A 26,037-nucleotide genomic window follows, 5' to 3' on the forward strand; every position below is an offset into this window, starting at 1 on the left:
AGCCGTCCGAGATACTCGAGGAGCGCTGGAGCATCGAGGTGGGCCCGGCTTAGGGAGCGTTGCTTGCAACCCGGAGCCATAGGCTGCTGGGGTGGGAGGTCCGGACCGTCCGTGAGATTATCGAGGTCGGTCCTTTAAAAGGGCTTTGGTATTTTATGGCAAGGCGTGGTCGATGTCCGGAGACAGAATGGCCCGGCTGCGGAGACCACCAGCCGGGCCGTTTTAGGTCAGTTTTCGCTCAATTTTTTGACGAAGGTGTCGATTTCCTGACGGAGTCCGCGCACTTGCTGGCTGAGATTTTCAGTCACGTTCGACAGATCGCGCGCCGTATCATCTGAGCGTTCGCCGGCAGAACTTACCCGCCCAATATTGCTTGTAACGGTATCTGTCGCACGGGAGACCTGCTCGACATTGTTGGAGATATCGCGCGTTGCGGATGCCTGTTCCTCAACGGCAGCAGCAATTGCGGACGTCGTCTCGTCAATATTCTGGATCGTCCCGACGATTGCGCCGATCACGTCGGCAGCATCCTTGGTCGCCTGCTGAATGGCCGAAACCTGCCCGGCAATCTCTTGTGTTGCGCTTCCGGTCTGATTGGCCAGAGATTTCACTTCGCTCGCAACCACGGCAAAACCTTTGCCAGCTTCTCCAGCCCGCGCCGCCTCGATGGTCGCGTTGAGGGCGAGGAGATTTGTCTGCTCGGCAATATCGTTGATCAGGCTGACAACTTCGCCAATCCGCTCGGCGGAGCTTTGAAGGCTCGTCACCTTGGCATTGGCGTCTTCGGCTTCAGTCGCAGCCGATCTTGATATGGATGCGGACTGGTCCGCTTGCCGGCCGATTTCAGCGATCGAGTTCGTAAGCTGCTCTGTCGCGGCGGCAACGCTTTGAAGGCTTTCTGAAGCTTCGTGTGCCGCATGATTTGCTTCACGGGCACTCTCGGCGGTTTCAGCCGCGTTGTGCTGCATATCGTTTGCGGAATTCTGTGCGGAATTCGCTGAGGTTTCGACCTCACCTGTGACCCGGCCGATGGAGCTTTCCATATTTCTGGTGATCTCCTGCAGGAATTGTTGCCGTTCAGCTTGCGCTTTCGCGGCGTCCTGCGCCCGGTCCTCTTCTAGGATCGAAACACGTTCAGCATTTTCCTTGAAGACCTGAACGGCTTTCGCCATGGATCCGATCTCGTCCCGCCGGTCTATTCCTGGCACCACGGTCGCGACATTGTTTGCCGCGAGCTGGGACATCGCATTGCGCAGGGAATCCATTGGCCGTGTCATGCTGCGCGCGATGGCGACTCCGGCTGCTACCATGATCAACAGGAAGGCCGCGGAGAAACCACCAGAACGCATCGCGTATTCGAACAGGGAGGCGTCAATGTCGTCGATATAGATTCCTGTACCGACGAGGATATCCCAAGGTTCGATCAAGGCCACATAAGTCAGTTTCGGTTGGGGAACGTCGGTTCCGGATCCGGCTTTTGGCCATAAGTACTCAACCGGACCGCCTTTAGGGTCCTTCTCGACGATCTTGATCATTTCCTGCATGAACTTGACACCGTTCGTGTCAGTAATGCCGATCAGATCTCTGCCTTTAAGCGACGGTGTCCCGCCATTCAGGACAGTGACACCCGTCATCGTCTGGGCAAACAGGTATTCAACTTCCCGGAAACGGGTATCGAAAGCGGCTTGTTCCCATGCTGCCCTGGCCTCTTCTCTCGTCAGCTCCCCTTTTTTGACCCGCTCTTCATAGGACAGTGCCAGGGAAACACTTGTCTCTACCACGGATTGAATTTCACGAACCCTGTCTTTGTAGAGCTGCTTGCGCTCAAGCAAAATTTTGGTTGTGATTTGTATGATGAATGCAATGGCAGCGAGCAGAATGATCAGGGCGATTTTCTGCGCGAAAGAGAGGCGATCCAGTCCCATAGGGAAGGCTCCGGAGGTAGTGGCTTCAAAGCGACCTTTTATGAGCCAATAGGGTTAAAAGACCACTAACAATATTGATACGTGATGCTGCGCTTAAGAAAAAGGCCGCCGCAGAGTCCTGCGACGGCCTTGTTGTATTCCATGATGGTAGATGGTTAGCTGCAGCCGGATGTGCTGCCGCACGTATCGCACTTCATGCAGGTGCCGTTGCGGACCAGGGTGAAGTTCCCGCATTCGCCGCAGCTTTCGCCTTCATAACCCTTGATACGGGCTTCGCGGATCCGGTTCAGCTTTTCGTCGGCTGCGTCCATCACGCTTTCGGAGACGGTGACCGATGCGCTCTTCTGCACCGTTGTCGTCACAGTTGCCGCGTGTGTGGCTGCCGTCGCCATGACTGGCTGGACATTGTCCGTTCCGGTGGCCTTCATCTGGTTCGACTGACCACCCTGCAGCACCACCAGGTTCTTGCGGACATAACCGCGGCTGGTGATTGTGCCGACCTGCTCCATGAGCTGGGCCTTGGCTTTGTCGACGGCGTTTTCGTCGTCGCCGCCGCCCATTGCATCCGGCATCAGGTCGCTAGTGTCGACATGGCTGAGATCGTGCCGGTCCAGGTAGGAAATCGCCAGCTCCCGGAAAATGTAGTCGAGGATCGAGGTCGCCATTTTGATGGCATCGTTGCCTGTCACCATGCCTTGCGGCTCAAACCGCGTGAAGGTGAAAGCGTCGACATATTCCTCGAGCGGCACGCCGTATTGCAGGCCGATGGAAACGGCGATGGCGAAGTTGTTCATCAGCGACCGGAAAGCAGCGCCTTCCTTGTGCATGTCGATGAAGATCTCGCCAAGCTTGCCTTCTTCGTACTCGCCGGTCCGGAGATACACTTTGTGGCCGCCGACATTGGCTTTCTGGGTGTAGCCCTTGCGGCGATGCGGCAGGCGCTGACGCTCAGCGGCTCGTTCGATGATGCGTTCGACGATCCGTTCCGCGACGACCGGTGCCTTGGCGGCGATCGGCGCTTCCATCAGATCCTCCATCTCGTCCTCGTCCTCATCGTCAACGAGGGAAGAGGAGAGCGGCTGGCTCAATTTGGAGCCGTCGCGATAGAGGGCATTAGCCTTGATGCCGAGCTTCCAGGAGAGAATATAGGCGTCAGAGCAATCCTGGACTGTCGCCGCGTTCGGCATGTTGATGGTCTTGGATATCGCGCCTGTGATGAACGGCTGGGAGGCCGCCATCATGCGGATGTGGCTCTCGGTGGAGAGGAACCGCTTGCCGATCCGGCCGCACGGGTTGGCGCAATCGAACACCGGCAGATGCTCGTCCTTCAGGTAAGGCGCGCCTTCCAGCGTCATCGCACCGCAGACATAGGTGTTGGCTTCCTCGACTTGCTTCTTGGTGAAGCCGAGAGACAGCAGCATGTCGAAGGAGAGATCGTTCAGCTGCGCGTCGGTGAAGCCGAGCGTGTCGCGGCAGAAATCCTCGCCTAGGGTCCACTTATTAAAGGCGAACTTGATGTCGAAGGCGCTGGCAACCGCATCCTGAATCACTTTCACCTGGGCATCGCCGAAGCCTTTTGCCTTCAGGCTTTCCGGGTTGATGCCCGTCGCGCCCTCGAGCGTGCCGTGGCCGACAGCATAGCGGATGACCTCTTCGATCTGCGCGTCCGAATAGCCGAGATTGCTGAGGGCTTCCGGCACGATCCGATTGATGATCTTGAAGTAGCCGCCGCCGGCCAGCTTCTTGAACTTCACCAGGGCGAAGTCCGGCTCGATGCCGGTGGTATCGCAATCCATGACCAGGCCGATGGTGCCGGTGGGGGCGATTACCGTCGTCTGGGCATTGCGATATCCGTTCTTTTCGCCAAGTTCGAGGGCTGCATCCCAAGCAGCGATCGCGGCCGCGTTCAGATCCCTGTTCGGGCTGTTCTGGGCGTTCAGCGGCACTGGCTTGATTGCGAGTTCTTCGTAACCTTCATCCTCGCCATAGGCCGCGCGGCGATGGTTGCGGATGACACGCAGCATGTGTTCGGCGTTCGGCTTGTGTTCCGGGAACGTGCCCAGCTCGCCCGCCATTTCAGCAGAGGTCTTGTAGGCTATGCCGGTCATCAGGGCGCTGATGCCGCCGCAAAGCTCGCGGCCTTCATCGCTGTCGTAGGAAAAGCCGCTGGCCATCAGCAGGCCGCCAATATTGGCGAAGCCGAGGCCGAGAGTACGGAAGTCGTATGACAGTCTGGCGATTTCCTTCGATGGGAACTGCGCCATCAGCACGGAGACTTCCAGCGTAATGGTCCAGATCCGGGTGGCGTGTTCGAACGCTTCGATGTCGAAGCTGCCATCCTCATGCCGGAACTGCATCAGGTTCATCGATGCGAGGTTGCAGGCAGTGTCGTCGAGGAACATGTACTCGGAACACGGGTTGGATGCGTTGATCCGTCCCGAGGCCGGGCAGGTGTGCCATTCGTTGATCGTGGTGTCGTACTGGATGCCCGGATCGGCGCATGCCCAGGCCGCGTTGGAGACTTTGTCCCACAGTTCGGCGGCATTGACTGATTTGGCAGCCTTGCCGTCGGTACGACGGATCAGGTCCCAGTTCTTGCCTTCTGCAACCGCTTCCAGGAAATCATTGCTGACCCGGATAGAGTTGTTCGAATTCTGGCCGGAGACGGTGAGATAGGCTTCGCTGTCCCAGTCGGTGTCGTAAGTTGGGAAATCGATCTCTGTGAAACCCTGTTCGGCGAACTGGATGACACGCTGGATATAGTTTTCCGGAATCATTGCCTTGCGGCCGGCAATAATGGCTTTTTTCAGGGCACGGTTCTGCTTCGGGTCGAAGCGGGCAGCGCCCTCGACGCCTTCTGCGTCACGGCAAGCGGCCATGACTTCTTTAAGATGCTTCTGGGACAGCTTGGAGCCGGCGACCAAGGACGCGACCTTTTGCTCTTCCTGCACCTTCCAGTCGATATATTTCTCGATGTCCGGATGGTCGATGTCGACGGTGACCATTTTCGCTGCCCGGCGGGTCGTGCCGCCGGACTTGATGGCGCCGGCAGCCCGGTCGCCGATCTTCAGGAAGCTCATGAGGCCGGATGATTTGCCGCCGCCGGAGAGGGACTCGCCTTCGCCGCGCAGGCGGGAGAAATTGGAGCCGGTGCCGGAGCCGTATTTGAACAGGCGCGCTTCGCGGACCCAGAGGTCCATGATGCCGCCGTCATTCACCAGATCGTCGCTGACGCCCTGGATAAAGCAGGCATGCGGCTGGGGGTGCTCGTAGGCCGACTTGGAGCGCGTCAGCTTGCCGGTCTTGTAGTCGACGTAATGGTGGCCCTGTGCGGGGCCGTCGACGCCATAAGCCCAGTGCAGGCCGGTGTTGAACCATTGGGGGGAGTTCGGGGCAGCCATCTGCCGGCAAAGCATATGGCACATTTCTTCATAATAGGTCTTGGCATCAGCCTCGGCGTCGAAATAGCCGCCTTTCCAGCCCCAGTATGTCCAGGTGCCGGCCAGCCGATTGAAAACCTGCTTGGCGCTGCTTTCGCCGACCGTGCGCTCATCTTCCGGCAGGGCCGCGATGGCGTCCTTGTCCGGGGTCATGCGCCACAGCCATGAAGGAACGTCGTTCTCTTCGAACGGCTTCAGGCGTGCCGGGATGCCCGCCTTGCGGAAATATTTCTGTGCGAGGATGTCGCAAGCCACCTGCGACCAATCGGCCGGGACTTCAATATCTGCATTCTTGAAAACAACAGATCCATCCGGATTACGGATTTCGCTGCTGGTTTTCCGGAATTCAATACCTGCGTAAGGACCCTTTTTAGAGTCCGTAAACCGGCGTTCGATTCTCATACTTGGAACCCCCCGTTCCGTTCAATCAGTGGCTTTGACGCTGACGCCACAAGATCTTGTGGCCGAAGGTTGAGACGATACTGGATTTGGGTTCCTGGAGGCAATGATAAATGAACCGGAAGGATGGAAAAAATGAATGCCGGATCATTGTCCGCAGATTTCTGCGAAATTTGACGATCCGCTGTGAGTGTTGAAGTAAATTGGAAGTAAAATAAGAGTAAATTCACCAATTATATTGAGTGAATTAAAGGCAGGGTTAGTCGCTCCGGCTTGCATCTTGCAATCGCCGATCCGAACACTTGAATAAATGACCAAGTCTGAATTTTTCTTTAGAAGGCCCGTGCCAAGCCATCGCCCAGAATAATGCCGTTTTCGGTTTTCCGAATCAACACATTTTGTGCGCTGAAATGTCATAAAGCCTACATATTGTGGTTTTTGCGCCGTGGCGGGGTGGTCCGGGGTATTTCAGGTGCAAAGAAAAGCAGGTCTTGCCCAAGGCCGGGGGCTGTGGCTCACTCCCTGACGCTGGCGATTCCGCCGGTGCGGAATCTTGCATGGAGGTTTGATATGGATTTGGGACTCTGGCTCGCATTCACAGCCGCCTCGGTTTTCATGCTGGCGATTCCGGGGCCGACTGTGATGCTGGTTGCAAGTTACGCGATGGCGCGCGGACGGGAGTCCGGCTGGGCGACGGTGCCGGGTGTAGCGCTTGGCGACTCGGTTGCCATGACAGTGTCACTGCTGGGCGCGGGCGCGGTTCTGGCTGCATCGGCCGATCTCTTCACCGTAATGAAGCTGGCTGGAGCCGGATATCTTCTCTGGCTCGGCGTGCAGCTATGGCGAAGCAAGCCTGAGTTGGCACCAATCGAGGTAGGGACCGGGCGGCGCGATAAGCTGAGGATGTTCGGCAATGCCTTTGTGGTGACCACCTTGAACCCCAAGGGGATCGTGTTCTTCGTGGCCTTCGTGCCGCAATTCGTCAATCCGGGGCGCCCCATCGTGATGCAATGTGTCATCCTCGTTGCGACCTTCGTCGTTCTTGGCGCACTGAATGCAGCCTTCTGGGCTGTGATGGCCGGTGCGATGCGGAATCGGTTTTCCAGTCCGCGCGCGCTTCAATTAGTGAATAGGCTCGGTGGGAGTGCAATGATCGGCGCGGGGCTTTTAACGGCTCTGACCCGGCGTTCTGCCGTTTGATGCACTAAAGGGTAAAGAGACAAGGGAGCGGACCAATGGCGATCATCAGATACAAGGGCGACTATGAGGCGCTCGACGCGGAGGCGCTCGAACGCTGGAAAGGTGTGCCGCCGGCAGTTGCCGGAGATTGTCTGAACCGGACAGCAAGCATGGCCGGTCGGGTCTCCCCTTTGCACCCTGACATGCGAATCATCGGACATGCCCGGACCATTCGGGTGATGGCCGGCGACAATGCCTGTGTTCATGCGGCAATCCCGCTGATGCAGCAGGGCGAAATCATTGTCATTGATGCCGGCGGGAATCCAGATGTGGCCATCATCGGTGAAATTCTGGTGACTGCAGCGAAGCTCAAGGGGGTTGCCGGATTCGTGATAGACGGAGCCGCCCGGGATGTGGCGGAGCTTCGGTCCGGAGATGTGCCGGTCTTCGCTTCGGCGTCCGTTCCGGCGGGGCCGCACAAGGGCTTTGGCGGCTCTATCGACGGTCCGATCTCCTGCGGCGGCGTCCCAGTGCGGACAGGAGACCTTATTCTCGGCGACGCAGATGGTGTGACCGTCGTGCCGCTTGAGCAGGCTGCTGCGATTCTAGAAGCCGGCGAGGCGCATGTTCGCAAGGAGACGGATATGCTGGCGCAGCTTGCAGCCGGTAAGACCACGGCGGAGATGCTCGGGATAGAAATTCCAGAAATCAACGTGTAGTGAATAGATGCGCGTCCGACTGGACTGCGGGGCGCGGGAATGACATATTCCGCCAAGATATTGATGCAGGTGACAGGGTGGTTCGTCGATGAACATCGGCACGTCAATTTACACATGGCTTCATGGTCGCCAGATCGGCCAGGACCAGTTCGGTAACCGCTATTACGAGCACAAGTCCGAACCGGCGGCCGGTTACAAGCGGAAGCGCTGGGTGATCTACAACGGGATCGTAGAAGCCTCGAAGGTTCCGGCGGAGTGGCATGCCTGGCTGCACTATACAGCCGAAGCACCGCTTGAAACCGAACATGAGTTCGAATGGCAGAAAGAGCATCTGCCAAATCTTACTGGCACCCGATACGCCTATCGTCCGCCTGGGCATGTCCTCGAGGGTGGTAAGCGCGCTGCGGCTACCGGGGATTATGAAGCTTGGACGCCGAACTGACGGTTTCCGGCTGCTCGAAAGCGACGCTCCGGTATCTTCTGGTTCAACCTGCTGAGGTCTCATGAAGCGCAATACGATCGAGACGGTTATTGGCGCTGTAGTGTTGCTGATTGCCGGAATATTTACGGTATTCGCCTATATTTCGGCCGATCTCAATACGCGTGGCGGCTATATCGTGACGGCAAACTTCAACAAGGTCGCGGGCCTTGCCGTCGGCGGTGATGTCCGTATGAGCGGGATCAAGATCGGTAGCATCGTCAGTCAGGAACTGGACCCAGAGTCCTTTCTGGCTAAGGTGACGATGAGCATCCGTGACGATATTGAGCTACCTGCCGATAGCGCGGCTGCAATCTCCAACGAAAGTCTGCTCGGCGGGAGTTTTATGGAGATTGTTCCGGGTGGCGATCCGGAAACCATCAAAAACGGTGGTTCAATTGAATTTACGCAGGACCCCGTGGATATCGTTCAACTTCTCGGCAAGTTCATATTTTCGGCCAGTTCTTCCGCTAAAAAGGAATAGTTGGGCGAAACTGGTTGGAACCGCTCCCATGCGATTGTCGAAGTGTGTGCTTATCTGGGTGGCGGTCTTCCTGATCGCCCGATCTGTTGGCGCTGTGGCTCAGACGCCGGCTCCCGAGCCAGGCTGGATCGAGCTTCCCGTGGCGGTCATGCAGGGGCTGGACAAGATCACGGCGCGGATTTCGACGTTTGAGGCGCAGGTTGATCAGACGGTGACCTTCGGGACATTCTCCATTACGCCACGTGCGTGCCGCAAGCGGCCGCCGACCGAGACGCCGGAAAACGCTGCGTTCCTCGAGATCGACGAGCAGAAACCCGATGAGGCGGAAATCCGCCTCTTCACCGGTTGGATGTTTGCTTCAAGCCCTGCGCTGAATGCGGTTGAGCATCCGGTCTACGATGTCTGGCTTCTCGACTGCAGAAGTTCCTCGACGAACGGCCAATCTTCGGACCCGGAGTAAAACTCGACCGGAAACTTGATGGCATCAGCGAGTTGGTCGCGATAATTCTGTCGCGGAATTTCGATCGCTCCGAACTGTGCCAGATGGTCGGTGATGAATTGGCTGTCCAGGAGAGTGAAGCCGGACGCCTTGAGCCGGGACACCAGATGGACAAGTGCGACTTTGCTTGCGTTGGGTTCGCGGCTGAACATGCTTTCGCCGAAAAAAGCTGCTCCAAGGGCGACTCCATAGAGCCCGCCGACGAGCTTACCGCCGCGCCAGCATTCCACACTGTGCCCATAACCCATCTCATGAAGCGACATATAGAGCCTGAAGATTTCGTCGTTGATCCAGGTGTCGGGGCGCTCGTCTCTTGTCTCTGCGCAGCCTTCAAGAACGCCCTTGAAATCCGTATCGCACCGGATGTCGAAGCGCCGCCGTTTCACTTCCTTGCGGAGGCTTCGCGACACATGAAAGGCGTTGAGTGGAAGGACGCCACGATTTTCCGGGTCAACGAAGAAGGTGCGGGCGTCGTCATGGCTTTCCGCCATCGGGAAAACACCGATGGCGTAAGCCTGCAGCAACAGTTCGGGCCGCAATTGCGACATCGTGCCGGCGACTCCTCTGCGCCCGTGTGGGCGATAGGCCGTCCCGATCAGGCTGGATCGGCGAGGAAACTCTTTTCAAGCCAGTGTATGTCGTATTCGCCATTAATGAAATCAGGGGCCTGCGAGAGATCCTGATGCAGAGGCACAGTAGTCTCCACATTGCTGATCACAATCTCGTCCAAGGCCCTGCGAAGCCGGAGCAAACACTCGTTCCTGTTCGCGCCGTGCACAATCAGCTTGGCAATCAGGCTGTCGTAGTAGGGCGGGATCTGGTAGCCGGCATAGAGCGCCGAATCGACCCTAACCCCGAGACCGCCCGGAGCGTGGTAATCTGTGACACGGCCCGGTGAGGGCATGAATGTGCGCGGGTTTTCCGCATTGATACGGCACTCGATTGAGTGCCCGTTCAGAACGACGTCATCCTGTGTGAATGAGAGCGAGGCACCGGAGGCGATCTGGATCTGTTCACGCACGAGGTCGATACCGGTGATCATCTCGGTGATCGGGTGCTCGACCTGTAGGCGGGTGTTCATTTCAATGAAGAAGAATTCTCCATCCTCGTAGAGGAACTCAAGCGTGCCAAGGCTGCGGTAATTCATCTTCGCCGTAGCGCTGGCGGCAATCGCGCCGATTTTCGCCCGCGCAGCTTCGTTCAGGGCCGGAGACGGTGCTTCTTCCAGAACTTTCTGGTGGCGCCGCTGCAGCGAACAGTCGCGCTCGCCTAGATGGACCACATGGCCTTGGCCGTCGCCGACAATCTGCACTTCGATATGGCGCGGCTTGGAGAGATAGCGCTCCATATAAACTTCGTCATTGCCGAAGGCCGCCGCGGCTTCCCGGCGGGCCATAGTGTAGGCTTCTCTGACTTCGGCCCGGTTATTGGCGATCTTCATTCCGCGTCCGCCGCCGCCGGCAGTCGCTTTGATCAGAACCGGAAAGCCGATTTCCTCGGCGGCTGCCTCGGCTGCCTCTACCGTTTCAACGGGTCCGTCCGAGCCGGGCACGCAGGGAATGCCCAGCGCTTTGACTGTCCGCTTGGCAATGATCTTGTCGCCCATGTCGCGGATATGTTGCGGCGAGGGGCCAATGAAAACGAAACCGTGCGCTTCGACGATCTCAGCGAAGTCCGCGTTCTCTGACAGAAAGCCAACACCGGGATGGATGGCGTCGGCGCCGGTTACGGTTGCGGCGGTGAGGATAGCTGGAATGTTGAGATAGCTGTCCTTCGCGGCAGGAGGACCTATGCAGACACTCTCATCGGCAAGACGCACATGCATTGCATCCGCGTCGGCGGTTGAATGCACAGCAACGGTCCGTATGCCCATTTCCCGGCAGGCCCGGTGAATGCGCAGGGCCACGTCGCCGCGATTGGCGATCAGGACTTTCTCGAACATTTCGGCTCCAGCCCGCTACTCGATCACGAACAGCGGCTGGCCGAACTCGACCGGCTGCCCGTTCTGAACCAGAATATCCTTCACCGTTCCGGCACGCGGTGCGGGGATCGGGTTCATGACCTTCATGGCTTCGATGATCATCAGCGTCTGACCTTCGGCTACCCTGGTGCCTGAAGAAACGAAAGGCGCTGAATCGGGATCTGGTCCGAGATAGGCTGTGCCGACCATCGGGGACGTCACTGCGCCTGCAATATCTGCAGATGCTGTATCCGCGGCTGGCGCGACTGCTGCGGGCGCCGGCGTTGGCGCCGCGACTATGTTGGCTGCCTGCTGCACGGCCGGTCGGGCCACGCGGATTCGCCAATCGTCCTTCGCATATTCAAGCTCTCCGAGGCCGGTCTCCTCCAGGAGGGCGGCGAGCTTCCTTACGAGTTTGCTGTCAATGTCGTGCGACAAAGGGGTCTCCGGGTTCGTTCAGGTGCGATCAAGTATCCGCGCCATACCATCGAGGGCCAGGACATAGCCCTGGGTTCCAAGACCGACGATGATTCCTTCGGCGACGGAGGAAATATAGGATGTGTGGCGGAAGGACTCGCGCCGGTGGATGTTCGAAATATGGACTTCGATCACCGGCAAGTCTGCCACGCGCAAGGCGTCGTGAATGGCAACCGAAGTGTGCGTATAGGCACCGGCATTGATGATGATCCCCGACGCGCTGCCGCGCGCTTGTTGGATGATCGTCACCATCTCGCCTTCGAAATTCGATTGACGGAAATCAGTGGCGAGTCCGAGAGTAGCCGCGTGGTCCGCACACATGGCATCCACATCATCCAATGTCTCAGCCCCGTAGAGTTCCGGCTCCCGGGTTCCCAGCATGTTCAGATTCGGGCCATTGAGAATAAGAATTTCCGGGCGTTCGGACACTATGCTCGCCTGCATCTCAGTTTCGAGGGTTATATCACGCGGTCCGTCTGACGCAATCGGAACCGGATGTCGTACAGCCTAATATAACGGATCCATGGAATACATGGTGAGAGTGGCGTTGCCTACCTTAATTCGAGTGCCGTCGCTTCTGTAAGCGGCTTCACGGGAGGATGTCTCTTGTCCTGCTCTATTTGAAATCGTGTCAGTCACTTTTGTGCATCCGAGGATTGTATCCAGATTCCCGTTGGCGCCGGTCATGGGCAGAAACAGGCGCTGGACGACGACATGGCGCTTATCACTTAGGGTCTGAGCGCTAACGGTATGAACAAGCTGTCCGGACTCAAGGCAGTCGTCGAGACGCTCTTTGACAAGGCGAGCAGTTTGATCGGAGAGGAAATCCTTCAGCGAGCAGCCCCGTAGACCCTGTCCGTAAAGCGTGTTCACGGCCTCGCCTACGAGGTCATAGCGATAGCAATTCAGCTCCGGTTCTCGTTGGCATATCCAGATAAACGGAAGTGCCGGACCAAGCTCAAGCGGTTCAATCGATTTGCGCGCTGGATAGGTATTTCCGTCGCGCCACGCGAACCATCTTTCCACCAATTTCCCGAGTGTCGGATCGTCGATGTTCTCGAGTATCTGGCTCATTGCCTGAACTCTTTCTAAGAGCTTGGGCGGTTCCAAAGCGCGGCCGTGCGAACCTCAATTGGAATCCGGATATCATGCCGCAATGGTTGTGGCAACAAACCTCGTGTGGAAAGTACGCACCTTTAGGTTTGGACTTGCGAAAATTTACGTCGGTGGAGTGGTCGCCATGCCTCTGGCCATTTTTGTCAATTTTTCCAACAAATTAATAAAGGTGTCCTTCTCTTTCTTTGTGAGGGCCGATGCGAGAAAAGCTTCCCGTTCGAGGGCGATTGGTACGATTTGATTGTAAATTGTTAACCCGCTGTCGGAGAGGGACAAGATTGCGCGGCGTTTGTCGTCTGGGTGGACCTGTTTCCGAATATGCCCGGCATCCAATAGTTTCGCGGCGGCGCGGCTGACCTGAACCTTGTCCATTGCGGCTCGCTGTCGAATGTCGTTCGACGTCATCGGACCGTCGCTGCCGAGGATGGCCACGAGCCGCCATTCTGGGATGCTGATATCGAACTCCGCCGCGTATAGCTTTTGGATGCTGCCGGAGACCAGTGACGAGAGCAACGCCAGCCTGTAAGGCAAAAAACTGTCGAGAGCGAATGCCGCCTGCTCTTGCTTCGACTCCGGGTCTTTGGACGTGTGAACGCTGCTTTCTTGACTCTTCACGCGCAATCCTTAATTAGTTTCATATGTAACTAAATATGATCTGTTCTGACGTTCCTTTCTTGCCGGATTGCTGTCAAGGCGAGAACTAACCCGTCAGTGGACCGGAGGAGACATTCATGGCATCCGAAACACTTTCCCCAATTCCGGGCGGCACCGTCGAAAATCCGATGGCGACCGACGGCTTTGAGTTTGTTGAATATACCGCGCCCGACCCGGAAAACCTGAAGTCGCTGTTTCGGTCCCTCGGCTTTACTGCGGTTGCCCGGCATCGGTCGAAGGACGTAACGCTTTTCCGTCAGGGCGGCGTCAACTTCATCGTCAACGGGGAGCCGGACAGCTTTGCCCAGTCTTTCGCCCGTGTTCACGGGCCGTCCTGCTGCGCCATTGCGTTCCGGGTAAAGGATGCAGCGGCAGCCTATGACCGCGCCTTAAAGCGCGGAGCACGACCGTTTGAAGGCAAGGTCGGGCCGATGGAGCTGAACATTCCGGCGATCCACGGTATCGGGGACAGCCTGATTTATCTGGTTGACCGCTATGGCGAGCAAAGCATTTACGACGTCGATTTCGTGCCTCTGGACGGCGTAGAGCAGGTGCCTGCTGGTGCCGGTTTCACTATGGTGGATCATCTGACTCACAACGTGCATCGGGGACGCATGGATGTGTGGGCGGACTTCTACGAGAAGCTCTTCAATTTCCGCGAAATCCGCTATTTCGACATTGAAGGCAAACTCACCGGGCTGAAGTCCAAGGCGATGACCAGCCCTTGCGGCAAGATCCGGATTCCGATCAACGAGTCCTCCGATGACAAATCCCAGATCGAGGAATATCTCACCGCCTACAAGGGGGAAGGTATCCAACATATCGCAATGGCGACTGATGATATCTTCGCGAGTGTGGAAGCGCTCAAGGCCGCCGGCTCCAGATTCATGACGCCGCCGCCGGATACTTATTATGAAATGCTGGATGAAAGGTTGCCCGGGCATGGTGAGGATGTCGCCAGTCTGAAGCAGCACGGAATCCTTATCGACGGTGCACCGACTGAAAATGGTGGGCTCCTGTTACAGATTTTCACCGAGACGGTGATCGGCCCGATCTTCTTCGAGCTCATTCAACGCAAGGGCGACGAAGGATTCGGCGAAGGTAACTTCAAGGCGTTGTTCGAATCCATCGAACAGGATCAGGTCAAGCGCGGGGTTCTCAACGCTTGATAGAAGAGCCTTGACCAGGCGGCCAAATCGCTCTTGGCTCACAGGTCAGCCCGCCAGCCGATGCTGGCGGGCTGTTACATTTTGACCGGGGTATTCATGGTTCCGCTGTTGTTCTCACGGGCGGTCCACAGTGCCGGTAGGTCCGGGGGTGTCTTGTGACAGGCACTAACGGACATGCCGTGCGCAGCGGGGCCGCACGGGTTTTCTTTATTCTTTGCGCATTTCTGACACTGGTGCAGATCAACCGGGTAGGCGGCGGGGTGATTGCCAATGCCTTGATTGATCAGCGCGGTATATCCCCGGCTGAAATCGGCGCGGTGATCGGCATCATGTCGCTTGCCGCTGCATTCGTGCAGATCCCGATGGGCGTTCTGTTCGACCGATATGGCGCGCGCCTTACCACGTCGGCGCTGAGCTTGATTGCCGTGGGCGGGATGGTGCTCTTCGCAATCTCTGAAAATGCCACGGGATTGATCGGCGGGCGGATACTGCTCGGCGTGGGGCATGCTGGTGCTGTGACAACCGTTTATCTGATTGTTCTCGGCTGGGTCCGCCCGGATCGTGTTGCCACCGTTTCGGCCCGGCTCATCGCATTTGCCGGGGCGACAAGCGGTCTGCTCGCGACGGCTCCGCTCGCCATCATGTTGCAGCACGTCGGGTTTACCGTGACGTTCCTGCTCCTCGCCGCAGCAATTCTGCTGATGACGATCCTGATCTTTCTCTGGGGCCGGGATCACCCTCCGGGAACAGCCCGTCCGGAGCGGCCTCATGAGAGTATCGGGCAGGCCTTTTCAGCGATCCTGACGATGCTCCGTGACCGCGATATCCGTGGGACCCTCATAATGGCGAGCTGTTTTGCTGCGCCTTTCGCAACGGTTGGCGGTCTCTGGGCCGGGCCTTATCTCAGGGAAGTTCACGGACTTGGCCAGACGGAGGCTGGCTATGCATTGCTCGTTATGGTTCTGGCACAGAATGCCGGGACGCTGGGCTTTGGTCCGCTGGATCGGATGTTTAACTCCCGCAAGCGTGTGGTCCTCGGGAGCTGTGTGCTAATGGTGCTGCTGCTCGGCATTATGGCGGTGATCGCGAGCCCCCCGCTCTGGCTGGCTATGCTGCTAATGGTCGCATTCAGTTTCGTCTCGCCGTTCTTCGTTGTGCTGGCCGCGCATTGCCGAGGATTCGTGCCGAATCATCTGGCTGGCAGGGCTATTACAGCCATGAGTCTCGTCGGTGTAGGGACGATTTTCCTCTCGCAGTGGATCACCGGGTTGATAGTCGATCATGCGGGCGGCGGCTCGGATGGCGCATACCGGCTGGTTTTCGCCAGTGTGGCCGGACTGGTCGTACTGGCTTCGTTGTTCTACAGCCGTGTCCGGGATATTCCGCCGTCTGTTACCGTGACCGGTTCATGACCTAGCCGTTGCGAGCAGCTTCGATCTGTTCCACCAAGGTGTCTAGGCTGACAGCGCCCGGCAACAACTCACCTCCGATGACAAAGGCCGGCGTTCCGTTGACGCCGAGGGCGCGTGCCAGATTAGTGGCGTCCTGGATTGTTTTGCCGGTCTCCGGAGATGACATGTCTGCTTTCAGTTGATCTAGATCGAGACCGACTTCAACGGCCGTCTGGAACACGACGGCATCGCTCAGCCGTCCGCGATATTTCATTAAGGCGACGTGGAATTCGGTATAGGCGCCTTGCTTACGGGCCGCGATCGACGCGTGGGCGGCGGTCACGGATGCCGGACCGAGAATCGGAAACTCTTTCATCACCCAGCGGACATTCGGGTCCTGCTTCAGCAGCTGTATTACCGGATCGATCATCCTCTTGCAGTAACCACACTGGTAATCGAAGAACTCGACTACAGTGACATCGCCGTCCGGATTGCCGATCACCGGGTCGTTTTCGTTACCGGTGAGCTGTTCCTGCATATGGGCGAGGGCGGCGCGCTGGCGTTCCTTCTCCGCCAATTCCTGGCGTGCTTGCATGGCGTTCAGGGATTCAACGATCACCTCAGGGTGGGATAGGATGTAATCGCGGATGGCTGTATCGAGAGCCGACTTTTGAGCTGATGAAAACGGTTCTGCAGCTACGGCATGATGGTTTGCTGGATAAACTGCAATGCCGGTGGCGAGCGTCAGGGCCAGGATTAACGCTTTGTGGGAATTCTTAACGGGCGTCATGGTGGCCATGCTGCGTGCCTTTCTAGTCGTGCTTAAAGTCATTAAATTGAGCCAGCGCGTCGCTGCCGACAAACCACGTTATCGTTATTGCATTCTCACTATGGAACGGCGCGCGCTATTTTTTCTCGGACAACTGTTTTCTTTTCCGGTCTCTGTCGCGCGGGGTAGAGATTTCTTCGATATCGGTTGCTCTCAGCCAGGCTTCAGTATGCGGTTTTAGTGTCTGCTTCGCCCGGTTTGCCTGCAAGGCGGCATCCCGTTTGTTACCGGAGCGGAAAGCCTCCTCGGCGAGGGCGAGCGCTGACATGCCGTGATCGCCATTACGGCCATAGGCAATGGCCAGCTGACGCCAGGCGAAAGTCGCATTCGGAAGCGATCGCACGACGTTTTCAAGATGCGTTTGGGCCTCTTCGTTGTACTCCGTTGCGTCCAGAGCGAGCAGGACCCGTGATAACTCCAGTTCAATCCGCGGCGCGTCCGGTAGGGCTTCGAGGGCTCTGCGATACGCGCTTTCAGCGTCGGCCGGTCGGCCTGCTTCAAACAGAATTTGACCTTTCAGCTCATGGAAAAATGGATCGTCGGGGTAATCGGCGAGTAGTTCCTCCATGAGCGCAACGGCTCCATTGGCATCTGGTAGCCGGTATGTGGCAACGGCACGGGCGTAACGGGCTTCAACCGATGTATCCGTATCGGGATATGCCTTGAAGGTGCGTGCGGGAGAGCGGATGAAGCCATTGAGTTTGGCCACCATTCGCCGGTGTTTCTGTTGCAGCTCGTCCGACAGTTTCTCATCGCTGTAGCGTGAGTTTTTCACCTGCTCCTCGACAAAAGCTATCCGATCCCGGGTCAGCGGATGGGTGCTTGCGTAAGGAGAGCGGCTGCGTCCGCTCAACAGTTCCTGGCCGCTGAGTTTCGAGAGGAATTCCAGCATGCCTCTCGAGGATTCCTGATTGCTTTCAAGGAAACGGATTCCCGCCTGATCCGCAGAGGATTCCTGAGCCCGGCTGTACTGGAGTAAGGAGCCCTGCACAGCCGACTGGCTGCCCTGGATAATTGCTCCGGCGGCATCTCCCCGGCCGGTCGCGATTGCCGCACCGGCGCCGAGGATGATGCCAAGCAGAGCATTCTGGCTGGCACTGCGCAGGACTTCTCCGCTCCGCGCCAGATGGCCGCCGGCTATGTGTCCTGTTTCGTGGGCGATTACGCCGAGCAACTGCTCCGGCGTGTCTGTCGCCATCAGGAGGCCGGTATGAAAGAAGATGTTCTGGCCACCAGCCACGAAGGCATTCAACGTATCATCGTTGATAAAATAGAGATCAATCGCAGATGGCGACAAACCTGCGCTCTGGAAGATCGGGGTCGCAATTTCACGAATATAGAGCTCGATCTCCGTATCCGTAATGAAGGATCGCGCATCCGCGGGCCGGGACCATCCGGCGAGAAAGCTTACCGCAAAAATGAACGCAATTAGATGCTTGCCAACGAGGGCTTTGCACTTCATGGATTTGGATCCGAGCCTGTTGGTGCGCTGCATAGCTTCATAATGTGCGCGTCTCCGGGCTTGCATTCAATAGCCAGCGGCGATTTGAGAGGACGTTATGTTTAAGAGGACCGTGCCCGTGGCATTGGCGCTTTGCGCCGGATTGCTTACAGGCTGCGCGAGCGACGAAGTCATTGAGGTCACTGAAGGGTTCTTCGGATCCGTCGCCGTTGACGAGCCGCGGGCTGCCGTCATCGCCCAGGATGTGCTGGTCCAAGGGGGCACTGCCGCAGACGCTGCTGTCTCTGCCTATTTCACACTGGCTGTGACATTGCCTTCTTCCGCTGGGCTCGGGGCGGGTGGTTCCTGCCTTGCTTTCGATCCGGTAAGCAAGCGGTTCGAACAGCTCTCATTCCTGCCTCAGCCTCTTTCGGATGATCGAAACGCAATAGCCGCTCCGCTGGGGCCACGCGCGATGTTCGCATTGCATGCCCGCTATGGCCGGCTGCCGATCACACAGCTGATTGGCGCTCCAGAGCAGCTTGCCCGGTTTGGCGAGCCTGTGTCCCGACGCCTCGCGGAGGACCTAGAGCGTGATGGCGCGGCTCTGAAACCGTCGGGCGCCAGACGTCCCAGTCTGTTCGCTCCGGGTGGTGTTGCTTTGCAAGCGGGCAGCTCTCTGGTCCAGTGGGATCTGGCCTCCACCTTCAGCCGGCTCCGGGTCGCGGGTGTCGGCGATCTCTATTCAGGGCAGCTGGCCCGCCGCCTTGTCGCCGAGGCGGAAGTATTCGGATACAAAGTTGACCGTGCCCGGTTGCGCGGTGCGGTTCCGGTTTGGAGCGGTGCCGAAGGGGTCGATTTCGACAATCATCTTTGGGCGGTCGCGGCTAGCCGAAGTGCCGACAGTGCTCTGATTGCGAAAACTCTTTCTCTCGCTTTCAATGAGGCCGGTTGGTCGTCTTCGCCGCAGGATATCGACCCGCTGATGCTCGCTGAGATGCAGGTCCGCGCCGCGAACGCTGTTGCAGGTGGTGATACGGATGTGAGCGCGGATGCCGCTGATCGACTGTTCGGAGATTTTCGCTCTAGTGCTCCCCGCACTGCTGTAACGCCCGCTGCGGCCGCTTTGTTCGGCGGGGAATCGCGATCTGGCGCAACGAGTTTTGTGATCACAGACAGGCGTGGTCTTTCGGTTGGTTGTGCGTTGACCATGAATGCCCCTTTCGGGACAGGCCAGATGCTCCCGGATCTCGGTTTCATTCCGGCTCCGGCGTTGCCGTCTTCGAACCCACCTTTGGCTGCCGCCGTTATCGCGGGGAATACCAATGCATGGCAAGTTCACGTGACAGCCATGGCAACTGGTGGCAGGGAGATGGTCTCAGCTCTGGTTCCGCCGATCTTGCGTAACTATGTGGCGGGCCAGGCAATGAGCGCCGCCGTGGCCGCACCGCGCTCCCATTTCGATCTGGCGGCTGGCACGCTGTCTGTCGAGTCCGGCATAACACCGACAGCCAGAGCGCTGGCTGAGCGAGCAGGGTATCCGGTGCAACCGGCCAGTCATCCGATAGGTGCGGTCAGGCTGTTCCGCTGTAAGGAAGGCCTGCCGCGCAGCGACAAGGACTGTAGCATTGCCGACGATCCGCGCGGACGCGGTATGATTTTGTTTGAAGGCGGCGACTAATCAACGGAAAGGTCGACCGGTGACCCTGAAAGTATCTCGGCGCGGCGCTGTGCCCGCCTTCATCGTCATGGATGTAATGCAGGCAGCTGCCGACCGCGAGGCAGCCGGGGGCGACGTCCTGCATCTTGAGGTCGGCCAGCCCGCGACTCCGGCGCCGCGTGGTGTGATTGAGGCGGCGAAGAGGGCGTTGGAGGATGATAGGATCGGCTATACGCTGGCCGCCGGTATAAACCCCCTCCGGGAGCGCATCGCGCAGCATTACAAAGATTGGTACGGCGTCTCGTTGGACCCGAACCGGATCATGGTTACGACCGGGTCCTCCGGCGCGTTCCAGGTTGCCTTTCTCGCGGCCTTTGAGGCAGGCGACCGGGTCGCCATGGCCTCGCCGGGCTATCCGGCCTACCGCAATATTCTTTCAGCTCTTGGCGTCGAAACTGTGTTGCTGGAGACGGAGCGCAAGCACCGCTACCAGCCGACCCCGGAATTGCTCGACGCGGTGGAGGAAAAGATCGACGGCCTGATTGTTGCCAGCCCATCAAACCCGACAGGCACAATGCTGGGGGAGGACGAGCTCTCCGCACTGACCGATTATTGCAAGAAGAAGGGTATCCGGGTCGTCTCTGATGAGATCTATCACGGGATCGGCTTTGGCAGTCGGCCGGTCTCGGCTCTGGAGAGCGACGGTCAGGCGCTGGTCATCAACAGCTTCTCGAAATACTTCTCGATGACCGGCTGGCGGCTGGGCTGGATGGTGGTGCCGGAAGATCTGGCCCGTTCCATGGAGTGTCTGGCGCAGAATTTCTTTATCTCGCCGCCGACCCTGTCGCAGCATGCGGCGGTCGCAGCTTTCGACTGTCAAGAGGAGTTGCAGGCCAATGTTGCGCGCTACGCGAAGAACCGCGAGGTGCTGCTGAACGAGCTTCCGGCCGCTGGGCTGGATGATTTGGCACCGGCGGATGGCGCTTTCTATATCTATGCGGACGTCACCCGTTTCACGAACGACAGTGTGGATTTCTCGAAACGGATGCTGGCGGAGATCGGACTCGCCGCGACGCCGGGTGTCGATTTCGACCCGGCGCGCGGTCATGGCTCTTTGCGTTTTTCCTTTGCCGGAGCAACGGCGGACATGGTGGAGGCAGCCAGCCGTCTTAAGGGCTGGCTGAAGCGCTGACGCTATTCAGCCGCGTTGGAGACACTGCCGTCATAGCCGCCGTTCTGATCGTGTCCACCCTTGCGTGCCCGCCGGGCAGCGCGCCAGTCCTGATAATTTCCCCGGATCTGCAACGCTGAAGGGGTGACAATCAGTGTCAGTATCGTGGCGAAGCCCATCCCGAAAACGATGGCGGAGGCTAGGGCCACCCACCATTGGGTCGACGGCGCCCCGACCGCGATCTCCCGCGTGAACAGATCGATATTGAGCTGGAACACCATCGGCATCAGGCCGAGCATCGTTGTAATCGTGGTAAGCATCACCGGGCGAAGGCGCTGGGCGCCTGTCCGGAGAATTGCTTCCATGGTGCTGCCCGTGGTCGTCTTCAGGGCGTCGAACGTGTCGATCAGCACGATGTTGTTGTTCACCACGATACCGGCCAGCGCGATCACGCCGATGCCGCTCATCACGATACCGAACGGCTGACCTGTGACCATCAGGCCGATCATCACGCCAATCGTGGACATGATCACGGCGCTCAGGATCAGGAAGGCGCTGTAGAAGCTGTTGAACTGGGTGACGAGAATGATCGCCATGATGAACAGGGCGACACCGAAAGCCTTGCCAAGGAAGGCCTGGGCAGCCTTCTGCTCCTCGTCCTCGCCCTTGAAGGTGTAGCTAACGCCTTTCGGCAATTCGGTCTTGCCCAGCCAGGCAGTCAGTTCCTGAACCTTTTCATCCGCCAGCACGCCGGGCAGCACATCCGCCTTCACCGCCATGACCTGTCGGGCATCAGAGCGCTTGATGGTCCCGACTTTGGCCTGCGGTGACCAGGAGACGAAATTCCGCAGGGGCACTAGCCCCTTGTCCGTCATCATCCGGATCGCGAGGAACTGATCCAGCCGGCGGGATTGGCGAGGGTAACGGACAACAATGTCGATTTCCTCGTCGCTGTCGTTCGGCCGGTAATCGCTGATCTTGAGGCCTCGGGTGACGAGCTGCACGTAGCTGCCGATAAGGGCAATGTCTGCTCCGAACTTCGCCGCCTGGGCCCTGTCGACAGCAATCTGCCATTCGATGCCGGGGATATGCCGATCATCCTCGATATTCTGCAGCCCCGCCATGCTGTTGAACTGGGTTCGTACTAACCTTGTCGCCTCAATCAGACGATCCGGATAGACAGATCGAAGCTGGACCTGCACCGCTTTGCCGGTTGGTGGGCCGCTTTCTTCCTTGGCGGTTTCGACGAAAATGCCGGGATAGGCTTTTCCACGCTCGGAAATCTCGGCAAGGATCTCGTTGGCTGACGCGCGGTTCTGCCAATCGTCGAACTCGACCTGAATGGTGCCGACAACATCCTCGGCCAGGTCCTGCCCGCCGCCTTCCTTCTCTCCGACGAACGTGTAGATCGACTTGAAGCCGCCGACATCGAGGACTTCTTTCTCAATCTCGAAGACCAGCCGAGCCTTCTCGGCCGTCGACATGTTGCCGCGGGCGTGAACATGGATCATCGCGTTGTCGGGTTCGACTTCGGGGAAGAACTCCACCCCGTTGCCGTGATTGGCATAATAATACTGCACGCCAACAAGCAACGCGGCTGCGACCAGTATCACCTTGCCCGGATTTCTCAGCGCGAGTGTGAGGACCTTCAGATACCCACCGGTAAAGCCCCTGACCTTGCTCAGGTCTCCACTCTCCATGGCCGCCAGAGATGCCCGGCTTTCCTCAGTCTGAGCCCCGGATTTGCCGAAGATCGACCCGAGGGCCGGAACAAACAGCAAGGCCATGAAGAGGGATGCGGTGAGGGTCGCGATGAGTGTGATCGGCAGAAATTTCATGAACTCGCCAACCACACCTGGCCAGAACAGCAGCGGCAGGAAGGCGGCAAGGGTCGTTGCGGTCGAGGCGATGATCGGCCAGGCCATGCGCTTGGCCGCTTCCGAATAGGCGGCACGCCGGTCAAGCCCTTCGGACAATTTCCGGTCCGCATATTCGGTGACCACGATCGCACCGTCGACAAGCATTCCGACCGCGAGGATCAGGCTGAACAGCACAACGATGTTCACCGTCAGTCCGAGTGAGGACAAAGTCAGGATACCGAGAAGAAAGGAGCCCGGGATGGCAATGCCGACCAATCCGGCCGAGCGGTAGCCGAGCGCACCGACAATGACGATCATGACCAGCAGGACGGCACTCAGGACGTTGTTCCGGAGGTCGGTAAGCATGGTTCGGATTTGGCCGGATTTATCCTGACTGAAGGTTGCTGTAACGCCGGCGGGCCATGCTTTTTGGGTTTCGGCGACGATGGCGCGGACATTCTCTACGGTCTCGATCACGTTCGTGCCGATCCGCTTTGTTACCTCGATGCCAATCGCTGGTTTGCCGTCAAGCCGGGCATGGGTTTCCCGATCCTTGAAGCCGCGTTCGACATGGGCGATATCACGAACCCGGACCACAGCGTCGCCGTTGGTCTTGATCGGCTGATCGAGGATGTCCTGCAGGTTTTCGTAAAGGCCCGGCACCTTGATCGGAAATCGGCCGTTGCCGGTATCAAGCGTTCCCGCCGCAACCAGCTGGTTCGAGCGGGCGACGATATTGAGCACGGATGTCGCGTCGATATTGTAGCTGTCGAGACGCAATGGATCGATGACAATCTCGACCAGCTCTTCCCGTTCACCCGTGAGTTTCGCCTCGAGCACGGAGGTGACGCCCTCGATCTCGTCACGCAGATTGCGAGCAAGGTGCAGCATTGTACGCTCGGGCAACTCGCCCGAAAGGGTAACAACCAGAATAGGGAAAAGGCTCACATTGACTTCGTGAACTGTCGGCTCGTCCGTTTCCTCAGGCAATTCCGGTTTGGCGAGATCGACTTTCTCTCGGACATCCAGCATGGCCTGATCGGCATCGAATCCGGCTGTGAATTCCAAGGTGACGTTCGCGCCGCCCTCGTATGCGGTGGCGCGCATTTCCTTCACGCCTTCGATGCCGCGCATTTCGGATTCCATCGGTTTCAGCAGAAGGCGCTCTGCATCTTCCGGCGAGATGCCGTCATGTTTCATCGAAACGTATATGATCGGGATATTGACGTCCGGATCCGCTTCTTTCGGGATGGTCACATAGGCGACCGCTCCAGAAATCAGGATCAGGGCCAGCACCATCAGGGTAGTCCGGCTGCGGTGCAGGGCGGCGTCGATCAGAGCGTGCATCGGGCGGTCCTCAGCTTGCTTTGGCGGCGTCAGTACCGACGGCGGATTCCGGGACTGCCCGCACGGTCTCGCCGTCGGAAACAAACTCCTGGCCGACCGAAATCAGCATCGCGCGCTCGGGCAGGCCAGTCACGTAGGCCCAGTCCGCATCGCTGTCGAGCACGTTTACCTTATTGAACCGAACGATATCGGATGCATCGACCGTCATCACCCCGAGCTGTCCATCATCATTCAGCGTGAACACGCCAGCGGTGATTTTGTGTGCGGTGACTTCCGGGAGTGGCAGGATGACGCCGGCCGTGACCCCGAGTTCCAGGGATTTGTCCGGATTCGGAACTTCAAGTTCAACCCGGAACGTCCGGGTTTCGGAATCGGCCGCGGCAGTGATGTACCGGATGGTTCCAATCAGATCGGTGCCGTTGAGCAATTTGGCTCTACCGGGTTGCCCAACCGCGAGTTTGACCCGCTCCTGCTCGGCTACCTGGGCTACGACGAGAACTGGGTCGAGATCGTAGAGGGTGGCTACCGGATCGCCGCTTTGCAGGACATCGCCGATTTCTACAAAGACATCGTCGAGCACAGCATCAAAAGGTGCCGATATGGTGAGACGCCGAATTTCTTCTTCGATCTTGGCGAGTTCTGCTTTTGATTCCTGCAAGTCCGCGAAGGCTCCAGCGCGGGTCGTTTTTGCCTGGAAGCCCTTATTGGCAAGTTTATCGGCGGCATTGAACTCCGTTTCGCGCTGCACGATCCGGGCTTTCGCCATCTGCCGCCTGGCTTCCCTATCTTCAGGGTCGAAGCGGATAATCGGAGCGCCTTTCTTGACATGGTCGCCGTCCTTCGCGCCAAGCGCGACGACTTTGCCCAGAATTTGCGCTTTCAGTTCGATCTGACGCGAGGGAGCTGTCCGGCCGGTAATGACAACGGCTGAGCGGTATGGCTCGGCGATGCTCTCTCTAACGCGTACGGAGGCCATTTCGGCGACAGGTGTGACCGGTTTTGTCTCCGTTGTGTCCTCACCTTCCGTTCGAGCCCCGTTGGCGAACTGGCCTGATAGAATCCAAGTAGTTGTCCCGACAGCGATTACGGTAGCCAGTAGGATGGAATAGTTGATTCTCATAGGACCTCGGCGGGGCTGTATGGTTTTGGAGCGCAAGCGCGCGTTCTGATGAGGTGGCAGGGTGGCAATTTACTCAGCTGCATGGCGCGTCTCCGAGCCGAGCTCAGCTAGAAGCGACGCGCGGTTGGCCCGCATGTAGTCGGCGGCGGCGCGATAGATCGTACTGCCGAGACCTCGGACAAAATTCATTCCGGGGTCGGCGGCACAGTTCGGGTTGAACTCGTCGAGCTCGCATTGCTGGGTATCGTAAAATGCGATCCGCTCATCAATCAGTCGGGCGATTTTCTCCGGGGATTGATAGCGGGCGAAAAAAAACAGGAAAAAAAGATCGGAACGAACTTGATCTGGCTCAGGTTCGATCTCGCAAGCGAGGCGCAGGCCCGTCTCGCCCGCCTCGGTCAAGGAATAGACTTTCTTATCCGGTCGGCCGTCCTGTGCTTCTTCGGTAACCGTTACCAGACCTTCTCTGGCGGCGCGCGTCAAAGCTGGATAGATGGCGCCCAGAGAGGCTTTCTGGAAATGCGCGAACGGTCCTTCCGCAAACTGCTTGCGGATCTCATAGCCCGTTGCGTCTCGTCGGCTGAGAACCGCAAGACAGAGAGTCTTTACATCCATGAACAAGGCCAAACTATATCGGTCTGATATATGTCGGACCGATATATGGGGGATGCATTTGTAGATGGAAGGAAAAAAAGCCTGAGTTGTTATCTCATGTGAGAT

At 58.2% G+C, this 26,037-nt stretch carries 22 protein-coding genes; 9 read left to right on the plus strand and 13 right to left on the minus strand.

Annotation, left to right across the window (positions count from 1 at the left end; all coding sequences use genetic code 11):
• Positions 1 to 227: 227 nt before the first annotated feature.
• Entirely contained in the window at positions 228 to 1,925 is a 1,698-nt protein-coding gene (locus tag ABJ076_RS11995) for a methyl-accepting chemotaxis protein (RefSeq protein WP_348187407.1), read from the minus strand.
• Between the two features lie 155 nt (positions 1,926 to 2,080).
• Positions 2,081 to 5,767: a vitamin B12-dependent ribonucleotide reductase gene (locus ABJ076_RS12000; RefSeq protein WP_348187405.1), complete on the minus strand. Its 3,687-nt coding sequence runs from the start codon at positions 5,765 to 5,767 to the stop codon at positions 2,081 to 2,083.
• 567 nt (positions 5,768 to 6,334) lie between these two features.
• Here ABJ076_RS12000 and ABJ076_RS12005 point away from each other — a divergent pair.
• From ABJ076_RS12005 to ABJ076_RS12025, 5 genes are all read left to right on the plus strand, one after another.
• On the plus strand, positions 6,335 to 6,964 hold the full coding sequence (locus tag ABJ076_RS12005) for a LysE family translocator (RefSeq protein WP_348187403.1): 630 nt from the start codon (positions 6,335 to 6,337) through the stop codon (positions 6,962 to 6,964).
• Between the two features lie 35 nt (positions 6,965 to 6,999).
• A complete protein-coding gene (locus tag ABJ076_RS12010; protein WP_348187401.1) occupies positions 7,000 to 7,662 on the plus strand; it encodes an RraA family protein in 663 nt (220 codons plus the stop codon).
• A gap of 88 nt (positions 7,663 to 7,750) precedes the next feature.
• On the plus strand, positions 7,751 to 8,104 hold the full coding sequence (locus tag ABJ076_RS12015) for an NADH:ubiquinone oxidoreductase subunit NDUFA12 (RefSeq protein ID WP_348187400.1): 354 nt from the start codon (positions 7,751 to 7,753) through the stop codon (positions 8,102 to 8,104).
• Between the two features lie 61 nt (positions 8,105 to 8,165).
• On the plus strand, positions 8,166 to 8,624 hold the full coding sequence (mlaD, locus tag ABJ076_RS12020) for an outer membrane lipid asymmetry maintenance protein MlaD (protein WP_348187398.1): 459 nt from the start codon (positions 8,166 to 8,168) through the stop codon (positions 8,622 to 8,624).
• A gap of 28 nt (positions 8,625 to 8,652) precedes the next feature.
• Positions 8,653 to 9,084 (plus strand): DUF2155 domain-containing protein, encoded by a 432-nt coding sequence (locus tag ABJ076_RS12025; protein WP_348187396.1) that lies wholly within the window; start codon positions 8,653 to 8,655, stop codon positions 9,082 to 9,084.
• On the opposite strand, the gene aat is transcribed toward ABJ076_RS12025, so the two are convergent.
• From aat to ABJ076_RS12055, 6 genes are all read right to left on the minus strand, one after another.
• A complete protein-coding gene (gene aat / locus ABJ076_RS12030; RefSeq protein WP_348187394.1) occupies positions 9,018 to 9,671 on the minus strand; it encodes a leucyl/phenylalanyl-tRNA--protein transferase in 654 nt (217 codons plus the stop codon). The genes ABJ076_RS12025 and aat overlap by 67 nt on opposite strands.
• Positions 9,672 to 9,718: 47 nt before the next feature.
• Positions 9,719 to 11,065, minus strand: coding sequence for an acetyl-CoA carboxylase biotin carboxylase subunit (gene accC / locus ABJ076_RS12035; protein ID WP_348187392.1), 1,347 nt, complete (start codon positions 11,063 to 11,065; stop codon positions 9,719 to 9,721).
• 15 nt (positions 11,066 to 11,080) lie between these two features.
• On the minus strand, positions 11,081 to 11,521 hold the full coding sequence (gene accB / locus ABJ076_RS12040; RefSeq protein ID WP_348187390.1) for an acetyl-CoA carboxylase biotin carboxyl carrier protein: 441 nt from the start codon (positions 11,519 to 11,521) through the stop codon (positions 11,081 to 11,083).
• A gap of 18 nt (positions 11,522 to 11,539) precedes the next feature.
• Complete coding sequence (gene aroQ, locus ABJ076_RS12045; RefSeq protein ID WP_348202606.1) at positions 11,540 to 12,004, minus strand: type II 3-dehydroquinate dehydratase; 465 nt, start codon at positions 12,002 to 12,004, stop codon at positions 11,540 to 11,542.
• Positions 12,005 to 12,067: 63 nt separating this feature from the next.
• Positions 12,068 to 12,634 (minus strand): PAS domain-containing protein, encoded by a 567-nt coding sequence (locus ABJ076_RS12050; RefSeq protein ID WP_348187386.1) that lies wholly within the window; start codon positions 12,632 to 12,634, stop codon positions 12,068 to 12,070.
• Positions 12,635 to 12,778: 144 nt separating this feature from the next.
• Complete coding sequence (locus ABJ076_RS12055; RefSeq protein WP_348187384.1) at positions 12,779 to 13,291, minus strand: MarR family winged helix-turn-helix transcriptional regulator; 513 nt, start codon at positions 13,289 to 13,291, stop codon at positions 12,779 to 12,781.
• Between the two features lie 116 nt (positions 13,292 to 13,407).
• On the opposite strand from ABJ076_RS12055, the gene hppD reads away from it, so the two are divergent.
• Both hppD and ABJ076_RS12065 read left to right on the plus strand, forming a co-directional pair.
• Positions 13,408 to 14,499, plus strand: coding sequence for a 4-hydroxyphenylpyruvate dioxygenase (gene hppD / locus ABJ076_RS12060; RefSeq protein WP_348198538.1), 1,092 nt, complete (start codon positions 13,408 to 13,410; stop codon positions 14,497 to 14,499).
• Between the two features lie 155 nt (positions 14,500 to 14,654).
• Positions 14,655 to 15,911 carry an MFS transporter gene (locus ABJ076_RS12065; RefSeq protein ID WP_348189545.1) on the plus strand — a complete coding sequence of 419 codons (1,257 nt, stop codon included), beginning with the start codon at positions 14,655 to 14,657 and terminating at the stop codon, positions 15,909 to 15,911.
• A gap of 1 nt (position 15,912) precedes the next feature.
• On the opposite strand, the gene ABJ076_RS12070 is transcribed toward ABJ076_RS12065, so the two are convergent.
• Together ABJ076_RS12070 and ABJ076_RS12075 are read right to left on the minus strand one after the other, a co-directional pair.
• Positions 15,913 to 16,689 carry a DsbA family protein gene (locus tag ABJ076_RS12070; protein ID WP_348189543.1) on the minus strand — a complete coding sequence of 259 codons (777 nt, stop codon included), beginning with the start codon at positions 16,687 to 16,689 and terminating at the stop codon, positions 15,913 to 15,915.
• A gap of 106 nt (positions 16,690 to 16,795) precedes the next feature.
• Positions 16,796 to 18,181: a M48 family metalloprotease gene (locus ABJ076_RS12075; RefSeq protein ID WP_348189541.1), complete on the minus strand. Its 1,386-nt coding sequence runs from the start codon at positions 18,179 to 18,181 to the stop codon at positions 16,796 to 16,798.
• Between the two features lie 97 nt (positions 18,182 to 18,278).
• Here ABJ076_RS12075 and ABJ076_RS12080 point away from each other — a divergent pair, with 97 nt between their 5' ends.
• Together ABJ076_RS12080 and ABJ076_RS12085 are read left to right on the plus strand one after the other, a co-directional pair.
• On the plus strand, positions 18,279 to 19,841 hold the full coding sequence (locus tag ABJ076_RS12080) for a gamma-glutamyltransferase (RefSeq protein ID WP_348189539.1): 1,563 nt from the start codon (positions 18,279 to 18,281) through the stop codon (positions 19,839 to 19,841).
• Positions 19,842 to 19,860: 19 nt separating this feature from the next.
• Positions 19,861 to 21,012 (plus strand): pyridoxal phosphate-dependent aminotransferase, encoded by a 1,152-nt coding sequence (locus ABJ076_RS12085; RefSeq protein ID WP_348189537.1) that lies wholly within the window; start codon positions 19,861 to 19,863, stop codon positions 21,010 to 21,012.
• A gap of 2 nt (positions 21,013 to 21,014) precedes the next feature.
• On the opposite strand, the gene ABJ076_RS12090 is transcribed toward ABJ076_RS12085, so the two are convergent.
• The 3 genes from ABJ076_RS12090 to ABJ076_RS12100 form a co-directional block, all read right to left on the minus strand.
• Positions 21,015 to 24,197 (minus strand): efflux RND transporter permease subunit, encoded by a 3,183-nt coding sequence (locus ABJ076_RS12090; RefSeq protein ID WP_348189535.1) that lies wholly within the window; start codon positions 24,195 to 24,197, stop codon positions 21,015 to 21,017.
• A gap of 10 nt (positions 24,198 to 24,207) precedes the next feature.
• The gene (locus ABJ076_RS12095) at positions 24,208 to 25,317 is read right to left on the minus strand and encodes an efflux RND transporter periplasmic adaptor subunit (protein ID WP_348189533.1); all 1,110 of its coding nucleotides are present in this window, start codon (positions 25,315 to 25,317) and stop codon (positions 24,208 to 24,210) included.
• Between the two features lie 69 nt (positions 25,318 to 25,386).
• Entirely contained in the window at positions 25,387 to 25,932 is a 546-nt protein-coding gene (locus tag ABJ076_RS12100) for a PadR family transcriptional regulator (RefSeq protein WP_348189531.1), read from the minus strand.
• Positions 25,933 to 26,037: the final 105 nt, after the last annotated feature.

This window comes from Nisaea sp., from assembly GCF_039990255.1.
Taxonomy (GTDB): Bacteria; Pseudomonadota; Alphaproteobacteria; order Thalassobaculales; family Thalassobaculaceae; genus Nisaea.